Raw genomic sequence first — 24,165 nt, 5'->3', positions numbered from 1 at the left:
CATGGGTTATCCAGAGCAAATTGATATTTTTCAAGAAAAGCTTAATAAAAAAGCAAACGGTGCCAGTTATGTTATTGAAGAGAGATTATCGCTTGTAAATGGCATGTATAGTGGTGCGCTTGCGCATGACAACATCAATAATCAGAGCATCGCAGTGTACACAGGGTCACAGTATTCCGGGATCGAGCTACGTAATTTTACGGTGTCTTTTCCGGATGAAGCGCCATGGCGACGGTTGATTAAGATTTTTGCCGATGTGCCCGAGGTTTATGTGACTTACGAAACCCCCGGCGATACCGTTGAAGCAGAGGACATTAACGGTTTGCAGGGAAGTCTTACTGCTGTTCAAACTGAAATAGAACGGTATAAGAACAAGGGTCAGATTGACGGAGGATCATTCAGAAGAGAGGTGTAAAATGGCACAGATCATACAAATAAAGCGGGGAACAAAGGCTGAGCTAACGAGTTATGGCGTGTTGAAGCCGGGTGAGCTTGGTTTTTGCAATGATACTAAGGAAGTTTATATTGGTGATGGTACTTCCAATTCCATGGTCGGAAGGGCGTTGTCCGGGCCAGAAGCCTCGCGTCCGGTTGCAGGAGCCGTTGGCCGGTTATATTACGTGACTACGGGTACGAATAGCGGATATATATATTTTGATGATGGGGCAGCTTGGCGGCGGGTGAATGCGCAGAAGCTTAGCGACCTGACGGGTACAATTGACGATATCGCTGATGGAGCAACTTACGCGAAGGTGCTTAAAGCGGATATTAGTGCGGGACATATCAATAAAGTATCAGACGGCACGAATGTAAAGACTGCCGCTGAGATCAAGACTCACATTGACGATGTGACCAAGCACCGGACAATCAATGATGCCGGGACTACGATTACAGACTTGTGGTCTGCACAAAAGATTAAAAACGAAATTGAGCTGGCCAAGCATAACATCGAACCGCAAGCGTCGGTAAAAGATCAGAACCTGCTGGCTCCACCTGCCAGTCCGGTTGAGGGTGATCGATATATTATTCCAGCAGGGGCAACCGGGGCATGGGCGGGGAAAACGAATCAAATTGTTGAGTATCAATCTGCTGCTTGGGTATTTTATGTTCCTGCCGTAGGCTGGACCGCTTACGTCGATGATGAGCAGAAGATTTATAGCTGGAATGGCAGCGCATGGGTTCGTACGGGTGGTGCGTTACAGACCATTACAGCTGGAAACGGACTGATTGGTGGTGGTCAGGCCGATGCTGTGACGCTGAATATTGGTGTAGGCAATGGGATCACGGTTACTGCAGACGCGATTGCGGTTACAGCTGGAAAAGGGATCACTGTAGATGGAACCGGTGTAGCTGTAAGTGTGGATGGAAGCAGCATCATTTATGATGCTGCGAATGGCAATAAACTTACTGTAGCCAGTATTGATGGCGGAACATTCTAGGGGGCGGGACAATGGCTTTAAAGACATTGATTCAAATACGCCGCGGCTTGGAAAGTGCGATTGGCGCACTGGCTATTGGTGAACTTGGCTACTGTACTGACACTGGTAAGCTATATATCGGTTCTGCTGCTGGGAATGTCTTGCTAGTTGCGGCACAAAGTACCGGGGACATGCTGAAAAGCATTTACGATACGAATAACAATGGCAAGGTGGATTTTGCGCAACAAGCGGATAGTGTAGCTTGGGCGGGGGTAGCGGGTAAACCAGCGGTATTCCCTCCGGCGGCGCATACACATGATTATTTGCCCAAAGGGCCCCTAACCTGGAATCAACTGAAGGGGGTGTGAGGATGAGTTACGGCAGCTCTTTATTCAGCGAATTATTGTATTCCGCAGATGAAGATTCGAATCATCCGGGTGAAGTCGAGGCGCCTGATCTAATGCAGTATTTGCCGGATTATTATAAAGATGTCCGCGAAATGGAGAAGCTTCAGGAGATCATCGGGCTAGAAATTGGTGGACTGAAGGTAGGCACTATAGATGTACTGGATCAGGCGTTTGTTGAAACGGCAACGGTAAGCCTTGGACGTTGGGAAGCTGAGCTTGGACTAAATATTGATGTATCCAAGTCATATACCACACGCCGAGAGATGATTAAGGCGAAGCTGCGTGGAAACGGGACAACAACGCTGGAGATGATCCAGCGGACAGCGTCCGCTTTTTCAGGTGGAGTGGTAGAAGTGAAGGAAGTACCTGATGAGTACCGTTTTGAGATTCATTTTGTAAGTACGCTGGGCATTCCTCCCAATATGGCAGGGTTGATTCAAATCATCGAAGAGATTAAACCTGCACATTTGGCTTATGAATTTGTGTTCAGCTATACCTGGTGGGACTCCGTTAAGGTTTTGACTTGGGAGAATGCTCACAGTAAGACATGGAACGAATTACGAACTTATAGATAGGAGAGTGACACATGCAAACCACAGGAAATTTGGGCTTAAAGAAGCCAGAGGGAACAGATATCGTTGATATCGCCGATCTGAACGGAAATATGGATATCTTGGATAATGCCGTTACTAGCAAGGTCGATAAAGTTACTGGCAAACAGCTGTCTACGAACGATTACACCGCGGCTGAAAAAACAAAGCTGGCGGGGATTGCTGCGGGGGCGAATAACTATGTGCATCCTAATCACACGGGGGATGTTACTAGTACCAGTGATGGGGTTACGGCTATTGCTGCAGGAGTAATCGTAGATGCAGATGTAAATGTTTCTGCCGGGATTGCTTGGAGCAAAGTTAGCAAAACAGGTGCGTCTTTGGCCGACTTATCTACACGCTCTGCTGGTGATCTTTCCAGCGGTACCCTCCCGGTAGCGCGGCTCCCAGCAGCTACAGGTGATGTAACATCCCCGGCAGGTAGTAATGTATTTACTCTCTCTACAGGGATTCAGGGGCAAATCAATAGCAAAGCATCTTTAGCGACTACACCACAGCAGACCACAGCAGATATTACCTACTATGTCCGTACAGATGGTAATGATAATAATACAGGGTTAGCGAATACGGCGGCAGGGGCATTTAAGACGATTAACAAGGCTATTAGTATGCTTCCGCAGATCGTAAATCACGCAATCAATATCAACGTTGCAGCAGGGACATATGCCGAAGATGTTGTTATTTCAGGCTTTATTGTACAAGGCACGGGTGGGATTGTGCTGAAAGGCGCGGTCTCCGCAACCACGACACACAACATATTGAGTGCCACAATAAGAGATTCTTACGGTAGAGTTGAAATCGCCGGATTTAATGTAACATCAACAACATCATCTGCGCTTATCGCACGTTACGCATACGGATTTATTTTTACAAATATGCATGCGGTTGGTACTGGCGCACAGAATGGACTTGATGTACAAGTGGGTAATGGTCGGGTGATGAGTTCTATATTAAGTAATAGGGCTAACGTCGCTACTGTAGGTTACTATAGCCAAGTCTTTATGCAAGGCATCACAGGTACAGGTAATGCAATTGGGATGTACTCTTTTGTTGGTTCTTTAATCACCAGTTCAGATTTTGCTGCTGATGGTGGGGATGCTATTGGACAAGGAGGAATAGTTACTCGGACTGGAGTTCTTAACCCATGGGGAGATAATACAAGAGACAACCGTAGCTATATTGAAGCAGGGGCAGGATATGTACAAACCATATCGGGAAATGTGTTCACCAAGGTCGCCTTCGTAAGATCGTATGCTGATACAAAAGGTGAATACAGTGAAGCAAATGCAAGATTCACAGCAAAAGAAACTGGGACTTATCATGTATCTGCTTTGATCGGCGCTACTGGAATTACTTCCAGTGTTCGAGCTATCGTTGAGATATGGACCAATGGTGGGACTGGAAAAGTGAGACTTTATGATAATACCGTCCCATCTACTACTGATTTTTCAGCTTCAAATTCTGGATTTATTCGGCTAAGTGCAGGCGAATATATGGAAATATTTATGTTTTCATTAGTTAGTTTGACACTCGTTACCAATCCCCAATATCACACTTTGAGAATTACAAGAATAGCATAATAGGAGGAATCATTTATGAATATTGCACAAGCTATTATGTATTTATACCCAAGCGCCAATCCAATGAGTGATTTCATTGTCCAAGACAACGGAGCTGAACCTTTATTACGCGAAGGCGTAGACGGACGGACACGCTACGAGATCCGACCACTTGAAGAAGGTGAAGTCGAATATATAGAGGGCGTACATTACCGATACGGAATCGACTATAATCTATTGGTCGTGGGAGAGGATTACGACCTTGTAGAACGTGGGCCATATATCGCAGTATGGAACTTGGACGCACCACAACCAACAGAAGCCGAACTTCTAGTAGCTTGGACAGCCTATCAGGAAGCCGAAGCCAATAAGCCGCCAGAGCTGACGGAAACCGAGCAACTGCGAGTCGATAACGCAGCTTTATTACTGGAGCTTGTACAGACTCAGGCAAGGCAAGATCAAGCTGAACAAGATCAGGCAGCCTTACTTCTAAGTCTCGTGGAAGGAGGTGTACTGTAAATGAACTGGTACGCACTGGTTAAGCGATACTTTGACGCAGGATTGTATTCGGGGGAGCAGGTACAGGTTTTTGTTACCGCCAAAAAGATAACGGCTAAACAAGCTGAAGGGATTACAGATAGCGCCATATAGTAGGCGTTTTTCGTATTATGAGGTCAACCAAAAGAATCAATAGGTTGGCTTTATTGGTTGGTAGTTTAAAGATGGCTGTAGCCGGGGAGAACGGAGGCGTTTTAGGGCATAACCCGTAAAATAAACAGTCCCCCCACTACTCCCAATTACCATGTTTGAGCTGGTGGAGACATTGATCTCGTATAACAAGCGAAGTTGTGGAGTTGGAAGGTGGCGTTAATCGCTTGCTCAAATAAACTCCTTCACCATATTTATGCAATGATTATGAAAAAGGAAGCTTATAAAGCACAATAAAAAAATACCAATAAACTTCCATATTTGAGGAGGTTTATTTTGCTATGCACGTTTTTTTTTCAATGCGATATGTTGAGATACTTAATAAAAAAAGTTGATAGGCATTAGCTGTTTATTTTGCCCTCGTATCTGCTACGAGGGCTGTTTTATTTAATAGAAGGGGGCTGTTATATGACCATTGTGGGAGTGAATTCAGGAGGAGGCGATGCTGAAGCAGCGCCCATTGAGCACCGTTTAGAAGATGTTGAAAATAGACTCGTAGTCATCCAAGACGAGATCTTTAGATTTGGAACGGAAAATCTAAGTTTTAGTAATGAGCTTCTAATATTAAAAGAAAAACAATCACGCCATGAGGAAGATGTGAAACAAATTAAACAATCAACGATAGAAATGAAAATTCAATTTAACGAGATTATGAGGCGCTGGGATACTTTGGACTCACGTGTGTTCCAGCTATTGCAACAATCTCAGACGGACAGCAAGAGCGAACGAAAAGTGTTTATCGATTTACTTAAATATGTTTTGGCGGGAACTATCTTTGCTATTATTGCCTTTTTATTTAAAGGAGGGGTATAGATGCTCTCTTTGTCCCAAATTAAAGAAAAATCAAGTAAACGACTAACCAACCTAAACCCCGTAGTCCGTTCCGCTGCTACTGCTCTAATCGAACGTTGCTACAAACTCAACATCCCCATTCTCATTACACAGGGACTTCGAACAATTGCCGAGCAGGATGCTCTTTACGCACAAGGACGCACCAAACCCGGAGCGATTGTCACCAATGCGCGGGGTGGGTATAGCTATCATAATTTTGGGTTGGCCGTAGACTTTGCTCTTTTGTTACCCAGTGGATCGAGTGTGTCATGGGATATGTGCCGGGACGGCAATAACAATCAGATCGCAGATTGGCAGGAGGTTGCGAAAGAGGCGAAGGCGCTGGGCTTTGAGTGGGGTGGCGATTGGACGAGCTTTAAGGACTACCCACATTTTCAAATGACGTTTGGCTTAACGCTCACTCAGTTACGTGCAGGGGGCAAGCCCTCAATATCCGCAGTGGAGGCCGCGTACAAGATCATCAATCGGAAGGTGGAGGAAGAATTGAAGAGCGAGGTTATTGCTGTCGTAAAGGTTAACGGGGTTAAGATTGCAGATGGAGTGCTTGAAAAAGGTATAACCTACGTTCCCGTACGTGTTATTGCAGAAGCGCTAGGCGCACAGGTAGGTTATAATTCCGCCACTAGAACGGTTGAGATTACAAGTATTCACTAAGGAGGTATCTAACATGGAAACTATAGAGATTTTAGATGATGTTATGGCGTTTGCTTCTATATTAGCTGTATTCGTACTGGCTCTGGTTCAATTGGTCAAAAATAGTATCAACATCCCGCGTAATGCAGTCCCGATTATTGGACTATTAATAGGTTTGCTCATCGGAGCGGCAGCGTATCCTTTTACCGAACTGGATATCGTCCTTCGCTTTTGGGCTGGGGGGGTGGCTGGTTTATCTGCGACGGGGTTGTTTGAGCTAGCTTTTAAGGATCGTCCGGGGACGACGAAAGAATAGATGGATATTAGGTTCAAATCATAAAATAGGGCTGTTCCAAAAAGTCTGAATAGACCTAAGGAAGAGCCCCATTGTTTCCATCACAAGATTACATAGTTAAGCTTCAGAACGAAAGCGTATTACCCGGAAGTAAAGAGTACAGTCCTGCAAAACCTTCTCCTTCTAATATAGAAGTAACATGATCGATATGCGATTTGGGAGCATGAACGAGTACCGTCCGGCGGCTGGGAAGCGTTTGGAGCATGTCTCGAATGTCTGGCAAGCCTTGATGGACTTTATAGCGTATGAGTGAAACTTTACATCTCGTGTTGCTAGATTGCTCTACCCTAGATTGTTTAACGAGACGGTGTCCGAGGCTACCCGCTGCCAAATGTCCCGTAAAAATCACATGGTTGTCAGGAGAAGCAGAGAGCTGATGAAAGTACTCTTGTGCTTTTGCCGACTGCATCATCCCATCATTGGTAAATACGATTGCGCCCTTGAGATTCAATAATGCCTTTGCGCGGTCGTCTGGGTTAGATACAATACACAAGTTCTTTCTATTAAAAAGCATATCTACGCGCTGAATAGCGTCCTCTTTCAGCCATTCGGCCTTATCGCTCAAACCTCTTAACGGTGCTACGAGCTCTTCTTCGACGATCAGCTGCTCATCGGGGAAGCACTCGCTTGCCCATACGATCAATTCCTGGCTTCTGCCATGGATAGGTACCGGAAGGAGGATTGAAGCCCCTTTTTGCAGAGTGCTACAGATAGCTGACTCTAATTGCTGTAACTTTACAAGCTGCTCATCAGGATCCGCGCCGTAGGCGGCATCGATAATGGATAGATCGACGGCATCTTTAGTTCCGGCTTCCACAATCGTTGGTGAATCTGCCATGAGCAGCAGCGACTCCTTCGTATAATCCCCTGAGAAAAATACGATTGTTCCATCCCATTCGAGGATCAGCCAAACCGAACCTGCTAAATGTCCGCTTCGCCCCCATTGAACTCGAAGATTAGGTGCAACCCTCAGCCAAGTCAGAGGGGGGATATGCTCCTCCAAATACATGAACTGAATAGATTGCTTATCTATTTCTCCATAAGGTAATGATGCGGACTGAGCAGCCACATATTTATCCCAAGCTTCGAAATAATCGGGAAGCTGTTTAACGGTAGCTTTCGTTGTCCATACCTTACCTGAATATCCGTACTTATATAGTAGGGGAAGGGCTATGGAATGATCCTCATGCGCATGAGACAGAAATACGGCCTTCAAATGAGGAATGATATCTGTATCTAGCAGGGGGTATTCACCTGGGCCTTCTTTTTTGACACCACAATCGAGTAGAATCCCAGCTTTCCCACCCTTGTTCTGCAAAAGATAGGAGGAACGGCCATGCTCTCCGGCCCCTCCCCAAATCGTTAGTGTGCTCATTGTTGTCTCCGCTTTCTATCTGGGCTTAAATATTCTAAGACTAGTAGTAATATAGTGGTAACGCCTACAGAGATTACGGCCATGGCCATCCCCATCGCTACTGCACCTTGTTCAAACTGGGCAAAAATATAGGTCGCCGATGTCTGCATTGAAGGTGGAAGAATGAGTAAGGAGGCTACCAGTTCCCGATTGGAAATGGTAAAGGTCATCATCCAGCCAGCCACCATCCCCGGAAGGATGAGAGGGAGCAGGATACGGCGGAACACATAAAGCTTGCTTCCACCAAATACTTGTCCCGCTTGCATGAGGGAAGAATCGATCTGCCCGTAGCTTGCTTTTACATATTGAACGGTATAGGGGATGAACAGCACAACATAGGTTAGCACAACCATCCAGTAGGTATTATAGAGCGGGATAGGCATCCAGCGAGCATTCCAAAGCAGAATTAATCCCACTACGATTACAATTCCAGGAACAGTGTTGGGAAGCAAACTGAACAGATCTGTAATTTTCTGCTTGAATGTAGCTCCTTTTCCTACGGTTAAAGCAAACCAAGTCCCAAGAATAACCGCGATACTAGAAGCAACGATAGCTAATGTGAAGCTATTTAATAAGGCTTCAAGACCTTGAGAACCGGGTGATAGCAGCTCTGCATAATGTTTGAAGGTTAAATTGCTCCAAGATACGCCTTCTCCGCGCAGCTTCAATAATGAGGCTGTAATGATCGAGAAATAAGGAATGCCGATTGATGATAGAAGTAATAAAATAACATACCCCCAACTAAGAACCCCTACGATTCCCGTGCTCTTATAACGTTTAGTGCGCGTCCCTTTTCCTCCAATTAGGCGGTAAGAGAAACGGCTGCTAATTAGAGTCTGGATGTACCACATGACTAGACAAACTCCGAGCAACAAGGACGCTAGTGAAGTAGCTTTTCCAAAATCTATCGGCCAGCTAGAGATATACTTATGGATCTCAGAGGTCAGAACGTAAAAGCCGATCCTACGACCAAAGGTCGCAGGGGTACCAAATTCGGCAATCGTTTTGACGAAGATGAGAAGAGCTCCAAGCCCATAGCTGGATAATAGCAAGGGAATGATTACTCTTTTAAATCTGTAAAAGAACGGAGCACCATGAACAGAGGCTGCTTCCTCCAGATTGCCCCCGATCTGCAAAAGTGCATTACGCAGCAGTAAATACAGGAAGGGGAATAAATGCAGGCTCATGATCAGCACCATCCCTCCATAGCTAAAGAAGTACGGAGTCAGCACGGAGGATACAGGTAGAAATTGCTCCATATACCCACCTGTCTGCATAAACAACATCCAACCCATAGAACCAATGTATGGTGGTGTCATAAACGGGATTAACAGCACGACATCGAGCCAGTTATGATGCCCTAAGTCCGTCTTAGCCATAATCCACGCCAGAGGTAGTGCAAATAGCGTAGTTAGTAGAATGACGCTTACCCCAAGCCCGATAGAATTCAGCAGTACCTCTACCAGATCATGACTACCCATAATAGTTCGTAGTGGCGCGGCTATATCCAGCTGCTCATTCGGATAAATACTGGTCCAGAAGATGAGCAGGAGTGGCAGCAGTACAAGCACTGTCAGTATAAATAAAGCAAGTCCGCCGCTCACCCATTTAAATGAGCGCAAAGAGTTAATATTCATTACGCTTATTTAAAAATTTGTGTGAATGTTGAGGAAACTTCATCACTGTGTTCGTTCATCCATTCCCATTTCACATCAAATGTCTTAATTTCTTCGAGATTTGCACGATTCTCTGCTTTCACATCGGTTCTGCCTGGCAGCAAGTAAGCTTTGGCAACAAGCGCTTGAGCTTCATCGGATAGAAGATAGTCGATAAAAGCTTTAGCATTATCTACATTCGGGCTTGTCTTAATAATCGCAGCTGGACGAGGGCTGATTACGGTTCCTTCAGCAGGGTAGACGATATCTACAGGCTCTCCGTCAGCTTTTGCTTTATAAGCCATGTAATCTACACCTGCGGCAACGACGGATTTAGCACCGGTAATCACCGGATCAAGTGCCTCTTGATTGGCGCCCGCCATCGCTACTTCATTGCTTTTATATTGTTTAAAAAGATCCCAGCCACTGTCCCCTTTAGCACTTAAATACCCAGTCATGAAATCAAGAGCCGAGCCTGATAGCGAAGGGTCTGGAATATTAACGGTTCCTTTCCATTCCGCTTTGGTGAGGTCATCCCATGAGGTCGGTGGTGTGCTAACTTTTTTGGTATTGTAGACAATCCCTAGTGCGGATGCGCTATAGCTGAAATAATTTCCATCTGCTGTGTCTGACCAATCGCTAACGAGCTTATCTGCATTAACCGCCTCTTTATATGGAAGTAATAATCCATCTTTCTTCATCCCTTGCATGGACGGAAGGGAAGCAAGAACGACAACATCGACAACTGGGTTGGACTTCTCAGCTTCCATACGGGCTAATATTTTTCCGGTTGTGCCTTGGAACATTTCGACCTTAACACCGGTTTTGGCTTCAAAGCCTGCTTTAATTTTATTGGCTAGACCCTCAGGACCTGCACTGTAGATAACAAGATTGCCACTCAGAGATTTCTCTGTTGGTTGTGGTGCTTCAGTTTGAGCTGTAGTGTTAGCATTTGAAGTTGGGTTACTTGCGTTAGCTGCAGGCGTGTTAGAGGAGCTACAGCCAGCTAAACTCGCACCGATTATAGTTGTTAGAAGAAGTGTGCTAAGTCCTTTAGTGTTATTCATTGCTTTCAATTTGAATGCCTCCCAAATATTTTTTTGTGCATCTTGCTGCATGGAACAGCATTAAACATAGCTATTCCATGCAGTGGACGCTTAATTCAGATGATGGATCTGATGCTGAGAAGCATAGATCTGGATCGTTTCTCCAACAGGTAAACGTTGATCATGATAAGCGGTCCAAGTGATTCCATTCTCCATGTCCAGAATGACTTCATAACGGTCACCCATATAGCTCACATGTCGAATAGTCCCTGTAAAAGGTAGAGAGGAAGCATCCTCCTGAGACCAACGTAAATGTTCCGGACGAAGCATTTGCTTATCAGGAACGATCCAGTTGGATTTTCCAATAAAATGAGCTACAAAGGGATGATTTGGTTTCTGATAAATCTCCTCAGGAGAGCCTGTTTGTAAAATCGTGCCGCCCTGCATAACGACCACTTCATCTGACATAGACATCGCCTCGGTTTGATCATGGGTAACATATAAAGCGGTAATGCCCATGTTCCTCACCAAGGAGGTTAACTCCAGCCTCATTTCATCTCGCAAGACCGCATCCAGCGCACTTAAAGGCTCATCGAACAATACGAGCTGGGGTCTAGTAACTACGGCTCTGGCAAAAGCAACCCGCTGCTGTTGTCCACCGGACAGCTGATGGGGAAAGCGTAGCTCGAGTCCTTCCAGCTTTACAGAACGAAGGGCTTGCTGAACCCTAATCCGTAAATCTTTCTTCTGCTTAGAGGCTCGAAGTCCGAAGGCGACATTCTCGAAGACAGTCAGATGCGGCCAGAGTGCGAAATCTTGAAAGACCATGCCAAAGTTGCGGCTATGGATCGGGCGACTAATTCTTTTGTTGCCTGAGAAAATAAACTCCTCATCCATTAGGATTTCTCCCGCATCCGGTGTTTCTAGCCCAGCAATCAGACGGAGTAGTGTCGTCTTTCCACAACCTGAAGGACCGAGTAATGTCGTAAAGCTTCCAGCGGGAATCTTCAGATCTGCCGCCTTCAAAGCATGCACATCTCCGAATTTCTTTTCCAAACTGTGGATTGTAATTTCCTTCATCTCTATCTACCTGCCTGTTCTTAAGCTTGTTCTTAGTGTAAAGGTAAAGAATTCCCGCTATATTTGCTGAATGTAACTGTGATATTAACTTTTTTGCCGATTTATTTTAACATTCATAGAATTCTTCTATGGTACCGTTTAGGGAATAGGCGAGGGAGTGGAGAAAAATGAACCTTAATTTAATCAAGCTGGAAATCGTAGAACTGCTAAATAAACATAAGAAAATAACTACAGTAGCCGATAAACTCGGACTGAAGCAGCCCACTGTTACGTACCATTTGAAGAATTTAGAGCAGCAATTGGGGGAGAAGTTATTTGAATCCAGAATGGATAAAATGATTCTTACGGAGAGTGGAAAAGCGTTTCTTCATTATGCGACTAAAATCAATGCACTAGCTGCAGAAGCGGAGCGGGTTGTAAAAGAGTTCAGTCAGGCGGGTCGCGGAACGCTTAAGATTGGTGCGAGCTACGTTCCAGCTACTTATATTCTTCCGAAAATATTGGGGCTGTTTGGAGAACAACATCCGGGGATTACGATCTCTTTATCGGTTAAGCCTTCCCCTGTAATCAAAGAAATGCTGGCTAGCCATGAGATTGACCTTGGTATTTTGTCTACAGAATCTTTTTATCTGCCTGATTTGCATACTCAAGCCTTGTGTGAGGACGAACTCGTGCTTGTATTTGCGCCATCTCATGAATTTGCTTCGTTTTCTAATCTAAACCCGGCTATGATTGCTTCAGCGAGTTTTATATTACATGACAAGGAATCAAGTACACGCCAACTGACGGATAAATGGTTTGAGCGGGAGGGGAATGAGCCGAGGACCTATATTTTACTGGATTCACTGGAGGCCATAAAGCAATCGCTTATGAGTGGAAGGTACGTTTCGTTTATATCGCGTCTTGCTGTGGAGGATGAAGTAGCCAGAGGAAGATTGCTAATGCGCACCATTCCAGATTATAATTTTCAAAGACATATTTATTATTCGTATAACCGTGATCGTCATTATTCTCCGCTTATTGGTCTGTTCATCGATCAGATTCGAACGCTCCGTATTTAAATACACATAATGAAGGTATGCTAGAGCCATTATATATAAGAAAGAATACATAAAATATAAGGACTGTATAAATTGAGAAATTGGTGTATAATCTTAGATGCTGTGTCGCTTTACAGCGCAAAATAGTTGGAGATTTTCACGCAGTTTTATTGTATGATATGAGGAAAGCTTTAATAGGCGATTTTTAGACAGACAATAATTAACACATTGATCCGGAAGAGAATGGGGGGAGCAGCATGACCGAACTTACGACTACCGTCAGCAAAAGCAACTCTAACAATCTGCTGCGACGGGACGTACGGTTCTTGGGGAACATTTTAGGAGAGGTCTTGGTTCACCAAGGCGGTAACGAACTACTAGAGATCGTGGAGAAAATTCGCGAAACCAGTAAATCGCTGCGCTCACTATTTTTACCTGAACTGCACAGTGAATTTAAGGAGTTAATCAATTCTTTGGATCCAGAGAACCGTCATCAGGTAATAAGAGCGTTTGCTATTTATTTTCAGCTCGTGAATATTGCCGAACAGAACCATCGGATTCGCCGCAAACGTGACTATGAACGTTCAGCTGGGGAGACAGTCCAACCCGGTTCTATAGAAAGCGCGATTAAAGAGCTTCGTGAACGTGATTTCTCTCATGAGGAAGTTAACGAGATTATTGCAGGATTATCTCTGGAACTTGTAATGACGGCACATCCAACGGAAGCTATGCGCCGTGCTATTCTCGATATTCATAAGCGGATATCTGATGATGTTATGGGTCTGGATAACCCTACCTTAACCTTCCGGGAGCGTGAACAGCTCCGTGAGAAGCTATTAAATGAAGTGATTACGCTATGGCAAACGGATGAACTGCGTGACCGTAAGCCTACCGTACTAGATGAAGTACGTAATGGGATGTACTATTTCCATGAGACGATCTTCCATGTATTGCCCGATGTTTATCAGGAACTTGAACGTTGTCTCAGTAAATACTACCCAGGGCAGAATTGGCATGTACCAACCTACTTGCGTTTTGGCTCATGGATTGGTGGAGACCGTGACGGTAACCCTTCGGTAACTTCTACAGTTACTTCACAGACCTTGCGCATGCAGCGTAAGCTGGCGATTCGGGAATATCAACGGATTATGCGTGAACTCATGAAATATCTAAGTTTTAGCACAAGTATTGTTAAGGTGACGCCTGAGCTAGCCGCATCCATTGAAGCTGATCGTGAGATCATTAATCTTGGCAAGATGGAAGAATGGCGCAATGACAATGAACCTTACCGTATTAAACTTAGCTATATGATCTCCAAGACACAAAATGTTCTGGATGATGAGAAAAAAGATACTCCTGAGCGTTATTCTACACCTGAAGAGTTTATCGATGATTTGAACGTGATTGACCGCAGCTTACGGCATCACTATGCCGATTATGTGGCCGACACTTATATTAAGAAATTGATCCGCCAAGTGGAGCTGTTCGGCTTCCATACGGCGACACTTGATGTGCGTCAGCACAGTCAAGAACATGAGAATGCCATGACTGAAATTCTGGCGAAAATGAATATTACACCGGACTACTCCAAACTGTCTGAGAATGAGAAGATTGAGCTGCTGGAGAAGCTGTTGAATGATCCACGTCCAATCACTTCTTCTTATCAGACGTATAGTGAGGGAACTGAGGAATGTCTTGCTGTGTACCGGACGATCTTTGCTTCGCAAGAAGAGTACGGCAAACAGTGTATCACCAGTTACCTGATCAGTATGGCAGAAGCGGCAAGCGACATTCTGGAGGTTATGGTCTTCTCCAAAGAGGTAGGACTATTCCGCAAAGATAACGACGGTACTGTCGTATGCACGCTGCAAGCTGTGCCACTTTTTGAAACGATTGATGATTTGCATGAAGCCCCACAAATTATGAATAGACTGCTCAGCATGCCTATCTACCGTGATGCAGTAAGAGCAATGAATGATTTGCAGGAAATCATGCTTGGATATTCAGATAGTAACAAAGATGGCGGTGTGGTCACTGCGAACTGGGAACTGCGTGTTGCTCTGAAAGAGATTACAGCTACAGCCGATAAGTTCGGAATCAAGCTGAAGTTCTTCCACGGACGTGGTGGAGCGCTCGGACGTGGTGGCATGCCGCTTAACCGCAGCATTCTTGCTCAGCCAGCCTCAACGATTGGCGGCGGGATTAAGATCACAGAGCAGGGAGAAGTTATCTCCTCCCGCTATTCAATGCAAGGGATTGCTTACCGCAGTCTAGAGCAAGCGACATCTGCGCTTGTGACTGCAGCGATTAATGCAAGAATTCCGCAAGCGGATCTATATGAAGAGAAGTGGGATGAGATTGTTGCCCGTATCTCTGAAGTTTCGCTTCACAAATATCAGGATTTGATTTTCCGTGATCCGGACTTCCTGACGTACTTCAAAGAATCAACACCTCTGCCTGAGGTTGGAGAGCTTAACATTGGTTCACGTCCTTCTAAAAGGAAGAACAGTGACCGCTTTGAAGACCTGCGTGCCATTCCGTGGGTATTTGCATGGACACAAAGCCGTTATTTGCTTCCTGCATGGTATGCTGCTGGAACCGGACTGCAGAGTTTCTATGAGGGTAAGGAAGAGAATCTGAAGATTATGCAGCATATGTATGAGAACTTCTCATTCTTTACTACACTGATAGATACGCTGCAAATGGCTATCTCAAAAGCAGACTTGATCATTGCTAAGGAATACGCCAGCATGGGCAAGAACGAGGAAGCGCGTCAACGGATCTTTGGCCAGATTGAAGATGAATTCAAACTGACCTCTGAGCTGATCCTGAAGATTACTGGCCAGCAGGATATTCTGGATAACGTCCCTGTGATTCAGGAGTCGATCAGACTCCGCAATCCTTACGTTGATCCACTTAGCTACTTGCAGGTTCAGTTGCTATCTGAGCTTAGAGCGCTCCGTGAAGTCGATGGAGACGATAGCGAGTTGCTCCGCGAAGTATTGCTTACCATCAATGGCATTGCCGCTGGTCTTCGGAATACCGGCTGATATAGTCTTAACACAAAAAGTCCGCCCTTTATTAGGGCGGACTTTTTGTGCTTGTATAGGAAATTATGCAGTATCCGGCAGATTCTAAAAGATTACTTTCATGGATTCATGGAAATGCACGGTCATCATCTGACCAATATCCTTCATAAGAAGCATTATAGACCGAAATAAAGCGATGCGCTATGGCACACGCGTTATGGACTTTGCCAGGAATGTGTGCAAAGGATACACAAAAGGAGCGCCGGAGCCCGTGTTTGTTTGCTTCTTTATAGGAATTACTGTCTGCTCGCACACATTAACATTTTTAAGTTTCATATTTCTCTGCTTTTGGGTCAAAATGCTGAATTAAAGGGAATTATTACCCGTAAATCGGTATTATAAGGTCATTTCGATAAAATATAGGGAATTTTCCCCTTTATATCAGCTGAACTTGGTGTAATTAGGTAGCGTCAAGAAGTTTGTGTAAGAGAACAGAAAGTAGCTTCTCGGGTATCTGTTAGTGGGTGTGGATGTTCTTTGGGGCGGGGAAACCCGCCCCAAAGAACGAGGAAATTAGGCAGGTTCTTCCTGCCCTTCCTGCACCGGGTACCGCGCTTCAAACATGTTGTTCAGTTTCTTCTTAACCTCCAGATCACCGAAGCCGCGAATCACTCGTTCGCTAAAACGTTCATTGTAGTCCATCACGTCGAGGTAGACAATTTTCTCTGCCGCATCCATATTCGTGAGACTGTTCATCGGCTTTAGGCGCTTTCGGATTTCCTTGTTCATTCGTTCAATCGGATTGGAGGTGTAGATTGCTTCTTTCACGAGTGCCGGATACTTGTAAAACGTTAGCAAGGTAGAGAGTTGCTCCTCCCAAGACCGCATCTCTTTGGGGTACAGCTTGCCCCATTTTGCCTTTACCGTATCAAACGCAGCTAGCGCCAGATCGTGGTCCTGCGCCGTGTAGATGGTCTTTAGATCCTCAATCACTTCCGTTTTGTGCTGGATCCGGATTTTAGGGAAGGTAGAGCGAACCTTGTGGACAATACAGTGCTGCACATCGGCTTTTGGGTAGGTTTCTTTAAATGCAGCATCGAGTCCTGGTAGCCCGTCAAATATACCGAGCAGTACTTCCTGTGCGCCTCGGTTGTAGAGGTCTTTCAACACTTCACGCCAGCCGTTTGCGCTCTCTTGGCCACCTACATAGAAGCCAAGAATTTGCCGGTGCCCATCTTCGTCGATCCCCATCGCGAAATAAACGACTTCTCCCTTGACGGTCCCGCGTTTAAGCTTGACGTACAAGCCGTCCAGATAGATCACGGAATAGCGCTTGTTTAACGAACGTTTTTGCCACTGGTGGATGTCGTCAAGTACCGTAGCTGTTATATTACTGACCGTTGTGGGGGAGTAGTGGCTGCCAAACATACTTTCAATAAAACGGGCTACATCCCGGGTGCCCATGCCCGACTTATACATCTGAATTACCGCCTCTTCCAGCCAGCCGTCCCGTCTCTGGTACGGCTCAAACAACTGAGTCTGGAACAGACCTTGGCGGTCTCGGGGAACCTCTAAATCCTCCACATTGCCGTATTTCGTATGCAGGTTTCGTGTGTAATATCCGTTGCGGCTGTTGCGTGCACCTGCTTCATCGCTCGACATGAACGTTTGGATTTCTGCGCGCATAATGGATTCCATGTTATCTTTTACAAACTGAGTGACAAGATTTTCAAATAGATTATTAAGTTGGTTTTCGGGTAAAATAGTCATCGAGTAGGGTTCCTTTCTTGGTGGACTTCGCAATCCCGAGAATACCCTACTTTTTTGTTGCCTGACTAGGCTCCAAATCCTGGTACACAACTTATTTTACGCCATCTGTAATTAATTGAATTTGGCCAATATACAGGGAGAAATTCCTTATAACTTGGTCATAAAACAGCTGTGACCTAATTTATAGGGAGGTTTTCCCTATAACTCGTTCCATCAAAATGAAATCCTCAACCTACATTGGAGTCCATACACGCCAAATCACCGAAAACCCTGCGGAAAGTACAACAATGTCTGCTCCATATGCGACAAATTTAAACTAACAGAAGCCTATTCAACCGACGGGATGATTTTGTTGCCTAATACGAGTTACTTTGCTCATAAAACTAAATATTGTGCTGCGAAGTGATTCTTTTGTCCTGAAAAATATTGTGGTGCTTTGCCCAATATTGATCTTTCTTGCACCACCCATGTAACCGAGATGTAGTCCGAGGGAAATGATAAGAATAATAAATTCGGGTGAAAGAGGGCATGGAGAAGAATTTTGGAACTGTAGGAGCGAATGCGATCGCCTTTATCCTCAGATTTCGACCGCTATATGCGGTTTATAATCAGGAAATCAGAGGATAACAGCGACCGAAAGTCCAACATTCTTAGGAATGTCATTGTATTCACCCTATCTTTTATTCCTAGAAATTAACTCAGTTTACAGAGAAGGTTACAATACAATCCTTGATTTTTACACAAACTTGAATTACGATTTAATTGCTTGTACCGTGGATATTTGAAAATAAATACCAAGGGCGGCAAGTCTGGGGGAGTTAACAGGTGGAGAATTTGGAAGGCAGATTGACAAAGCTCGCCTTAAAAGGCGACCAAAGAGCATTTGCCGAGCTTGTGGAACTATATAAAGACAAAATATATCATCTGGCGTACCGGATGCTGAACAATCGCCATGAGGCGGAGGATATTGTTCAGGAGACCTTTTTGCGCGTGTATAGAAACTTGGATCGGTATGATGACAAACAGAAGTTCTCTACCTGGATTTATCGGATTGGAACGAACCTCTGTATTGATAGATTACGCAAACGGAAACCAACCTATTCGCTCGATGCAGATATGAACGATCAGGAGGGCCTTGACGGCTATTCGTTGATTCCAAGTGATAATGTAACACCTGAGACCGAATTACTGCTCTCTGAGACGCAGGGGCTAATCTATGAGGCCATTGACAGTCTGCCTGTGAAATACAGGTCTGTGATGATTCTTAGATACCTGCAGGATTTGTCGCTTCAGGAAATAAGTGATGTGCTCGACATGCCTGTAACCACGATTAAGACGCGTGTACACAGAGGTCGTGAGTTTTTACGTAAAAAATTAGGCCCTAAAATGTAAAAATAGATTTTTTTTATGAAACATCTTTGGGAGAGCGACGTATGTAAGTTAAGCAAGTCTTATGTGTCCTGACCCTTTGTCTTAGGATAATTAAATAGCACTCATGAAAGGATTGGCTCCTATGGAATGCAAACTGGCCGTCTCTATGATGCACGACTACTTGGATGACGACTTGCCCGATCAGCAGCAGAGGGAATTGAAGGAGCATCTTCTATCCTGTCCAGATTGCCGTGCAAAGTTTAAAGAATTAGAACAGACAGATATGTTGATGTTCTCCCTAATGCATCAGAATCCTGTTGCCTCAGATGATCTTGTGAGCCGGATAATGAGTTCATTACCAAAGACCAAGAAAGAAAATGCTTTTGTTACCTGGATCAAGAGACACCCTGCACTTACAGCGGCATCTCTGTTTCTAGTCGTAATGCTGATGAGCTCCGTAACCTTTTGGAGTCCAGATAGACAACTTGTAGTTAGAGGTGCAGATCTGGATCAAGTGGTCATCAAAGGGGATACTGTAATCGTACCTTCCGGCAAGATTATTACCGGTGACCTTACCATAGAGAATGGTAAAGCACAGGTATATGGGGAAGTGAACGGCAACGTAACAGTCATTGACGGTTCTCTGTATCAGGCTTCAACAGCTCATATTTCCGGGCAAGTCAAAAGCATAGACCAAGCGGTAAGTTGGCTCTGGTATAAAGTGACGAACATGTTCTCTGAAGTTGCCTACCGTTAAAGAAAGCGACAGTGGTTACCTTGAGCTGGAATATTATTTTGCGCCTCTTTTTCCGGAAAGATGGCGCTTTTTTGTTGCCTAAAATTAGAAAATTTAGAAAATGGGTGAGGGGCTAAACTTGCAACTGGAGCCCGAACGTTATAACCTAGATATTGATACAGATCTAACAGACATTTTACATAAACCCAGCTAATATGAAATGACGGGGGTTTTAGGCAATGAGTTATTTTACAGACTTAACATGGAAAGATTCCATTAAAGATATTGTTGATATACTGATCGTCAGCTACATTATTTATAAAGTGCTTAATATGGTCCGCGGAACTCGAGCGATTCAGCTGCTGAAGGGGATTCTGGTCCTGGTTTTGATTTGGGCTGTGAGTACCATCCTAGACCTCTATACGCTCAAATGGCTGATGAATCAAATGTTTACATTCGGTGTACTGGCGGTCTTTATCATCTTTCAGCCAGAACTACGAAGGGGACTGGAGCAGCTTGGACGAGGTAGGTTTTTCGGACGGGCTGGGGAAAGTGATGAAGAACTCAGTAAATTAATTGGCGAAGTGATTAAAGCCGTAAATTATTTATCACATAGAAAAATAGGGGCATTAATCGTATTCGAGCGAGAGACAGGCCTCAATGAATATACGGAGTCGGGTATCGCCATGCGTTCTCTGGTCAGCTCTGAGCTGCTGATTAACATCTTTATACCTAACACCCCTTTGCATGACGGAGCCCTTATTATGCAAGGGAACCAGATCGCCGCGGCTGCATGTTATTTACCTTTGTCTGAGAACCCCTTTATTAGTAAGGAACTGGGGACAAGGCATCGTGCAGCTATCGGGATTAGTGAGGTTGCGGACTCAGTATCTGTCATTGTCTCAGAGGAAACAGGACAGATTTCTCTGGCCATCAATGGTCAAATTGTAAGGGACATTAAGGAAGAATCAATGATTTCGAAGCTCCATCAAGAGCTGAGTGTAAGTTCATCACTGAAGGAGAAAGGTTCAACTTTCTGGAAACGGAAGGGGGACAAAAATCATGGATAAGTGGATGAACAATAACAATTTCAATAAGATTCTTGCCCTTGTGTTTGGGATTATTCTGTTTACAATGGTGCGTGTCGACACAGCACCTGTTGGACAGACCACGGTCGATACTAAGTCAAAGATTATTGAGAATGTAAAGATCGAAGAGATCGGTCTAGATAAAGATAAATATGTGCTTGAATACAAGGATGTAGATAGTGTCAGTATGGAGGTTAAGGGGAAGAACTCCGATATCTCCTTTCAGTTCTCGGACGACTATAAAGTGACCCTTGATCTAAGTAAGGTTGAGCCTGGAGATAATACGCTGCCACTCTCGTATTCATTACCTAGAGGTGTAACTCTTGTAAGAATGACTCCTAAAGAGGTTAACGTACATGTAGAGCTGCGAAATACAAAGTCTTTTCCCGTAACTTTGGTTACCAAGGGAGAACCAGCAGCGGGGTATCAATTAGGTACCCCGGTCTTGCAGCCTACGGATACTGTTGAGGTTACGTTGCCAGATAATGAGTTAAGCAAAGTGGTGAAGGTACAAGGCACTATTGAGCTAAATGGCGAGAACGAAACCTTTAAAGAGAAGAAATTGAAGCTGCATGCTTATGATAACGAAGGAAAAGAAGTGAAGGATGCCGTCATTGAGCCGGCTACCGTTTCGGTGGAATTGCCAATTACCTTGCCTTTTAAGAGCTTACCGCTGGATATCGGCTTTACCGGACAACTTCCGGGTTCTCTTGTCTTATCAAATGTGACACCTGAGCTGGAATCAGTCGTGGTATATGGTCAAGCCAATGCATTAGCTGCATTATCTACCTATGAAGCAACTGTCGATCTTAGCGCTATAGATTCTGCAGGAACGAAGCAGCTGAAGGTAGAACTGAAACCTCCGGCAGGAACTGAGAAAGTAATGCCTGAAACCGTGAGCGTTTCATTAACGATTTCAGAAATTGCTGAACGGACGGTTGAAGCGGTACCCATCAAGTTACAGGGTGTCGGTGATGAGTTAGAAGGAAGTATTGTTAATCCAACAAGCAAGGATATAGCCCTTACCTTAACAGGTGCACCTACTTTGCTAAATCAATTAAATAAAGACGATATAGGTGTTGTGGCTGATGTGACTGGCCTTACTGCCGGAACTCACGAGGTTTCTTTACGGGTATCACTGCCTAAATTCATCGCACTGGCTAATTCAAGTGTGCCGCTTACGGTAACTGTTCAGTTGCTGTCACCTGCAACGCCGGTGCCTACGCCTCATCCAGACACGGGTAGTGTACCTACTCCTGAGCCAAGCTCTGAACCTGTTATAGGCGATGAGGAGGCCACTGAGAAGCCTACCCATAGCGGAGAAGTTGGAGCTACAGCGACGCCTGTCCCCACGGATAGCAGTCCAGAGAATAATGGCACAGCTAACACAAGTACGAATTCCGAAAATCCTGTAGGTACAGGGGGCACGTAACCTTTTATTGAAATACGTCTTTTAGGATATGTCCCAAAGGTACACCAAAATAGTATTCAAATCATAGGATAGAACATTAAGCTAATGTAGCGTATTCAAAGGAGAAAAATAATGGGGAAGTATTTTGGAACTGACGGTGTGCGGGGAGTAGCAAACCGTGAATTAACTGCAGAAATGGCTTATAGCATTGGTCGCTGTGGAGGATATGTACTAGCGGGTAACGTGCATAAACCAAAGGTTGTCATTGGGATGGATACACGTATTTCCGGACCATTGCTTGAATCGGCTCTTATTGCTGGATTGCTGTCTATTGGGGCAGATGTAATCCGTATAGGTGTAGTGAGTACACCTGCTGTTGCCTATATTACGAGATTATTAAAGGCAGATGCGGGGGTCATGATTTCGGCATCACATAATCCGGTTGAGGATAATGGCATTAAGTTCTTTGGCGGAGATGGATTCAAGCTTACGGATGAAACTGAGCTGCGCATTGAAGAACTAATGGATGCTGAGGTAGATGAATTGCCTCGTCCTATCGGCTCTGGTTTAGGTATGGTTACGGTTGATAATGACGCCAAGTACCTCTATCTGGAGTATTTGAAGACAACCATTTCTCAGGATTTCAAGGGAATTAAGGTTGTACTCGACTGTGCTCACGGCGCAGCGTATGAACTTGCACCAAGATTGTTCAGAGAGCTGGGCGCTGAGGTTATTTCTATTGGTGCTGAGCCTGATGGATTGAATATTAATGCTGGATTTGGTTCGACACATCCAGAGACTTTGCGTGAGGAAGTATTACGTCATGGAGCGGATTTGGGACTTGCATTTGACGGAGATGCTGACCGATTGATTGCGATCGATAATAAAGGTGATGAAGTGGACGGAGACTTTATTCTCTGTATTTGTGGAGATGCAATGAACCGTGCTGGTAAGCTGAAAGATAGCACAATTGTATCAACGGTTATGAGTAATATCGGATTCTACAAAGCTACCGAGAAATTATCCCTGAACACTGCTAAAACAGCTGTAGGCGACCGGTATGTGATGGAAGAAATGCGCCGTGGCGGTTTTAATCTAGGTGGAGAACAATCTGGACATGTTATCTTTCTTGATTTTAATACAACAGGTGATGGTATTCTGACGGCTATCCAGCTGGTAGATACACTTAAAGCTTCCGGTAAACAGCTTAGCGAGGTTAAGGGCATGATGACGAAATACCCGCAGGTGCTGGTCAATGTTCGTGTACAAGATAAGACGAATTATCCTAACAACCAGGCTATCGAAGCAGCTATCGCTGAAGTAGAAGGCAAGCTAGGCGACAATGGTCGTGTGCTTGTACGTCCGTCCGGTACGGAGTCTCTGATTCGCGTCATGGCAGAGGGCCCTGATAAGGCAGATCTAGATCTTTATGTGAATCAAATTGTAGAAGTTGTTCAACGTGAATTGGTATAATTCATTACTATAACTTTATAGCCGGTGTGATGAACGAGATCGTATCGGGATCATTACACCGGTGTTTATTATTTCTTGAATGGATCGTCTAAACAGGGATCTGTGAAATTTAGGTTATTCAGCATTGCCAAAGTAATGCAAGGTGCATATAATAGATTAAGTGTCATTCTAGAAGGAAAGCGGGGATTGTGAGGTTTGCAATAGCAAGCGCCAGAGCTTGGTCGAGCGCGGGGGAGAAGGGAAAGCTGCTACATGGTTATGTAGACAAGGGCTTGAACGGATCACGGCAGACGTAAGCTGACGAGGTGGAGGTGTTCGAAATGTTCGGCGGGGACCTCCCGGTGATGCACCAGAGCCGTAAATGGAGACGGAAAATGGAAGGGCGACCTTTCACACAACGTTTTCATGGGTGCATAAGAAATATAAAAATTCATGTGTGCGCGCATCGTAAAGAAACACGGTAGTTTTGCCACGGCAGAGAAGAAGGCTGTGCATTTCATGAACATAAG

22 protein-coding genes are annotated in these 24,165 nt (G+C 44.8%); 17 read left to right on the top strand and 5 right to left on the bottom strand.

The window, feature by feature from the left end:
- The first annotated feature begins 1 nt into the window (after position 1).
- The 10 genes from MHB64_RS27465 to MHB64_RS27420 all read left to right on the top strand — a co-directional run bounded on the left by MHB64_RS27465 (position 2) and on the right by MHB64_RS27420 (position 6,504).
- Entirely contained in the window at positions 2-415 is a 414-nt protein-coding gene (locus MHB64_RS27465; protein ID WP_341135805.1) for a phosphoglucomutase, read from the top strand.
- A 1-nt stretch (position 416) separates the two neighbouring features.
- Positions 417-1,439, top strand: coding sequence for a DUF2793 domain-containing protein (locus MHB64_RS27460; RefSeq protein ID WP_341135804.1), 1,023 nt, complete (start codon positions 417-419; stop codon positions 1,437-1,439).
- A gap of 11 nt (positions 1,440-1,450) precedes the next feature.
- Complete coding sequence (locus MHB64_RS27455; protein ID WP_082651214.1) at positions 1,451-1,786, top strand: hyaluronate lyase N-terminal domain-containing protein; 336 nt, start codon at positions 1,451-1,453, stop codon at positions 1,784-1,786.
- Between the two features lie 2 nt (positions 1,787-1,788).
- Complete coding sequence (locus tag MHB64_RS27450; RefSeq protein WP_341135803.1) at positions 1,789-2,400, top strand: putative phage tail protein; 612 nt, start codon at positions 1,789-1,791, stop codon at positions 2,398-2,400.
- An 11-nt stretch (positions 2,401-2,411) separates the two neighbouring features.
- Positions 2,412-4,016 carry a hypothetical protein gene (locus tag MHB64_RS27445; RefSeq protein ID WP_341135802.1) on the top strand — a complete coding sequence of 535 codons (1,605 nt, stop codon included), beginning with the start codon at positions 2,412-2,414 and terminating at the stop codon, positions 4,014-4,016.
- Between the two features lie 15 nt (positions 4,017-4,031).
- Positions 4,032-4,514 carry an XkdW family protein gene (locus tag MHB64_RS27440; RefSeq protein ID WP_341135801.1) on the top strand — a complete coding sequence of 161 codons (483 nt, stop codon included), beginning with the start codon at positions 4,032-4,034 and terminating at the stop codon, positions 4,512-4,514.
- Positions 4,515-4,646, top strand: coding sequence for an XkdX family protein (locus MHB64_RS27435; protein WP_341135800.1), 132 nt, complete (start codon positions 4,515-4,517; stop codon positions 4,644-4,646).
- 465 nt (positions 4,647-5,111) lie between these two features.
- On the top strand, positions 5,112-5,516 hold the full coding sequence (locus MHB64_RS27430; protein WP_341135799.1) for a hypothetical protein: 405 nt from the start codon (positions 5,112-5,114) through the stop codon (positions 5,514-5,516).
- Positions 5,517-6,209: a M15 family metallopeptidase gene (locus MHB64_RS27425; RefSeq protein ID WP_341135798.1), complete on the top strand. Its 693-nt coding sequence runs from the start codon at positions 5,517-5,519 to the stop codon at positions 6,207-6,209.
- A gap of 13 nt (positions 6,210-6,222) precedes the next feature.
- The gene (locus MHB64_RS27420; RefSeq protein ID WP_341135797.1) at positions 6,223-6,504 is read left to right on the top strand and encodes a holin; all 282 of its coding nucleotides are present in this window, start codon (positions 6,223-6,225) and stop codon (positions 6,502-6,504) included.
- A gap of 103 nt (positions 6,505-6,607) precedes the next feature.
- Here MHB64_RS27420 and MHB64_RS27415 read toward each other — a convergent pair whose 3' ends face one another.
- From MHB64_RS27415 to MHB64_RS27400, 4 genes are all read right to left on the bottom strand, one after another.
- A complete protein-coding gene (locus MHB64_RS27415) occupies positions 6,608-7,918 on the bottom strand; it encodes an MBL fold metallo-hydrolase (protein WP_341135796.1) in 1,311 nt (436 codons plus the stop codon).
- On the bottom strand, positions 7,915-9,594 hold the full coding sequence (locus MHB64_RS27410) for an ABC transporter permease (RefSeq protein WP_094871754.1): 1,680 nt from the start codon (positions 9,592-9,594) through the stop codon (positions 7,915-7,917). The genes MHB64_RS27415 and MHB64_RS27410 overlap by 4 nt, the downstream gene beginning before the upstream one ends.
- Before the next feature lie 5 nt (positions 9,595-9,599).
- Positions 9,600-10,679, bottom strand: a complete 1,080-nt coding sequence (locus MHB64_RS27405; protein ID WP_341136128.1) for an ABC transporter substrate-binding protein — start codon at positions 10,677-10,679, stop codon at positions 9,600-9,602.
- Between the two features lie 90 nt (positions 10,680-10,769).
- Positions 10,770-11,738, bottom strand: a complete 969-nt coding sequence (locus MHB64_RS27400) for an ABC transporter ATP-binding protein (protein WP_094871751.1) — start codon at positions 11,736-11,738, stop codon at positions 10,770-10,772.
- Between the two features lie 167 nt (positions 11,739-11,905).
- On the opposite strand from MHB64_RS27400, the gene MHB64_RS27395 reads away from it, so the two are divergent.
- Entirely contained in the window at positions 11,906-12,799 is an 894-nt protein-coding gene (locus MHB64_RS27395) for a LysR family transcriptional regulator (RefSeq protein ID WP_094871749.1), read from the top strand.
- Between the two features lie 236 nt (positions 12,800-13,035).
- Complete coding sequence (ppc, locus tag MHB64_RS27390) at positions 13,036-15,828, top strand: phosphoenolpyruvate carboxylase (protein WP_094871748.1); 2,793 nt, start codon at positions 13,036-13,038, stop codon at positions 15,826-15,828.
- 552 nt (positions 15,829-16,380) lie between these two features.
- On the opposite strand, the gene MHB64_RS27385 is transcribed toward ppc, so the two are convergent.
- Entirely contained in the window at positions 16,381-17,577 is a 1,197-nt protein-coding gene (locus MHB64_RS27385) for an IS256 family transposase (RefSeq protein WP_341135795.1), read from the bottom strand.
- An 825-nt stretch (positions 17,578-18,402) separates the two neighbouring features.
- Here MHB64_RS27385 and sigW point away from each other — a divergent pair.
- From sigW to glmM, 5 genes are all read left to right on the top strand, one after another.
- Positions 18,403-18,969 carry an RNA polymerase sigma factor SigW gene (gene sigW, locus MHB64_RS27380; protein ID WP_042192081.1) on the top strand — a complete coding sequence of 189 codons (567 nt, stop codon included), beginning with the start codon at positions 18,403-18,405 and terminating at the stop codon, positions 18,967-18,969.
- Positions 18,970-19,090: 121 nt separating this feature from the next.
- Complete coding sequence (locus MHB64_RS27375; protein WP_042192079.1) at positions 19,091-19,705, top strand: zf-HC2 domain-containing protein; 615 nt, start codon at positions 19,091-19,093, stop codon at positions 19,703-19,705.
- A gap of 218 nt (positions 19,706-19,923) precedes the next feature.
- Entirely contained in the window at positions 19,924-20,754 is an 831-nt protein-coding gene (gene cdaA, locus MHB64_RS27370) for a diadenylate cyclase CdaA (RefSeq protein WP_060625814.1), read from the top strand.
- Entirely contained in the window at positions 20,747-22,204 is a 1,458-nt protein-coding gene (locus MHB64_RS27365) for a CdaR family protein (RefSeq protein WP_094871746.1), read from the top strand. The genes cdaA and MHB64_RS27365 overlap by 8 nt, the downstream gene beginning before the upstream one ends.
- Before the next feature lie 111 nt (positions 22,205-22,315).
- A complete protein-coding gene (gene glmM, locus MHB64_RS27360) occupies positions 22,316-23,656 on the top strand; it encodes a phosphoglucosamine mutase (RefSeq protein WP_094871744.1) in 1,341 nt (446 codons plus the stop codon).
- Positions 23,657-24,165: the final 509 nt, after the last annotated feature.

This window comes from Paenibacillus sp. FSL K6-2859 (assembly GCF_038008265.1).
GTDB classification, from domain to species: domain Bacteria; phylum Bacillota; class Bacilli; order Paenibacillales; family Paenibacillaceae; genus Paenibacillus_AQ; species Paenibacillus_AQ nitricinens.
This window is presented reverse-complemented; position numbering and strand designations above follow the sequence as displayed.

Excerpts from the sequence above, each read along its gene's own strand:
- MHB64_RS27450 (WP_341135803.1), top strand. The coding sequence starts at position 1,789 with ATGAGTTACGGCAGCTCTTTATTCAGCGAATTATTGTATTCCGCAGAT.
- MHB64_RS27415 (WP_341135796.1), bottom strand. The coding sequence starts at position 7,918 with ATGAGCACACTAACGATTTGGGGAGGGGCCGGAGAGCATGGCCGTTCC.
- cdaA (WP_060625814.1), top strand. The coding sequence starts at position 19,924 with ATGAGTTATTTTACAGACTTAACATGGAAAGATTCCATTAAAGATATT.
- MHB64_RS27425 (WP_341135798.1), top strand. The coding sequence starts at position 5,517 with ATGCTCTCTTTGTCCCAAATTAAAGAAAAATCAAGTAAACGACTAACC.
- ppc (WP_094871748.1), top strand. The coding sequence starts at position 13,036 with ATGACCGAACTTACGACTACCGTCAGCAAAAGCAACTCTAACAATCTG.
- MHB64_RS27365 (WP_094871746.1), top strand. The coding sequence starts at position 20,747 with ATGGATAAGTGGATGAACAATAACAATTTCAATAAGATTCTTGCCCTT.
- MHB64_RS27445 (WP_341135802.1), top strand. The coding sequence starts at position 2,412 with ATGCAAACCACAGGAAATTTGGGCTTAAAGAAGCCAGAGGGAACAGAT.
- glmM (WP_094871744.1), top strand. The coding sequence starts at position 22,316 with ATGGGGAAGTATTTTGGAACTGACGGTGTGCGGGGAGTAGCAAACCGT.
- MHB64_RS27460 (WP_341135804.1), top strand. The coding sequence starts at position 417 with ATGGCACAGATCATACAAATAAAGCGGGGAACAAAGGCTGAGCTAACG.
- MHB64_RS27410 (WP_094871754.1), bottom strand. The coding sequence starts at position 9,594 with ATGAATATTAACTCTTTGCGCTCATTTAAATGGGTGAGCGGCGGACTT.
- MHB64_RS27430 (WP_341135799.1), top strand. The coding sequence starts at position 5,112 with ATGACCATTGTGGGAGTGAATTCAGGAGGAGGCGATGCTGAAGCAGCG.
- MHB64_RS27405 (WP_341136128.1), bottom strand. The coding sequence starts at position 10,679 with ATGAATAACACTAAAGGACTTAGCACACTTCTTCTAACAACTATAATC.
- MHB64_RS27395 (WP_094871749.1), top strand. The coding sequence starts at position 11,906 with ATGAACCTTAATTTAATCAAGCTGGAAATCGTAGAACTGCTAAATAAA.
- MHB64_RS27385 (WP_341135795.1), bottom strand. The coding sequence starts at position 17,577 with ATGACTATTTTACCCGAAAACCAACTTAATAATCTATTTGAAAATCTT.
- MHB64_RS27455 (WP_082651214.1), top strand. The coding sequence starts at position 1,451 with ATGGCTTTAAAGACATTGATTCAAATACGCCGCGGCTTGGAAAGTGCG.
- MHB64_RS27465 (WP_341135805.1), top strand. The coding sequence starts at position 2 with ATGGGTTATCCAGAGCAAATTGATATTTTTCAAGAAAAGCTTAATAAA.
- MHB64_RS27420 (WP_341135797.1), top strand. The coding sequence starts at position 6,223 with ATGGAAACTATAGAGATTTTAGATGATGTTATGGCGTTTGCTTCTATA.
- MHB64_RS27440 (WP_341135801.1), top strand. The coding sequence starts at position 4,032 with ATGAATATTGCACAAGCTATTATGTATTTATACCCAAGCGCCAATCCA.
- MHB64_RS27400 (WP_094871751.1), bottom strand. The coding sequence starts at position 11,738 with ATGAAGGAAATTACAATCCACAGTTTGGAAAAGAAATTCGGAGATGTG.
- MHB64_RS27375 (WP_042192079.1), top strand. The coding sequence starts at position 19,091 with ATGGAATGCAAACTGGCCGTCTCTATGATGCACGACTACTTGGATGAC.
- MHB64_RS27435 (WP_341135800.1), top strand. The coding sequence starts at position 4,515 with ATGAACTGGTACGCACTGGTTAAGCGATACTTTGACGCAGGATTGTAT.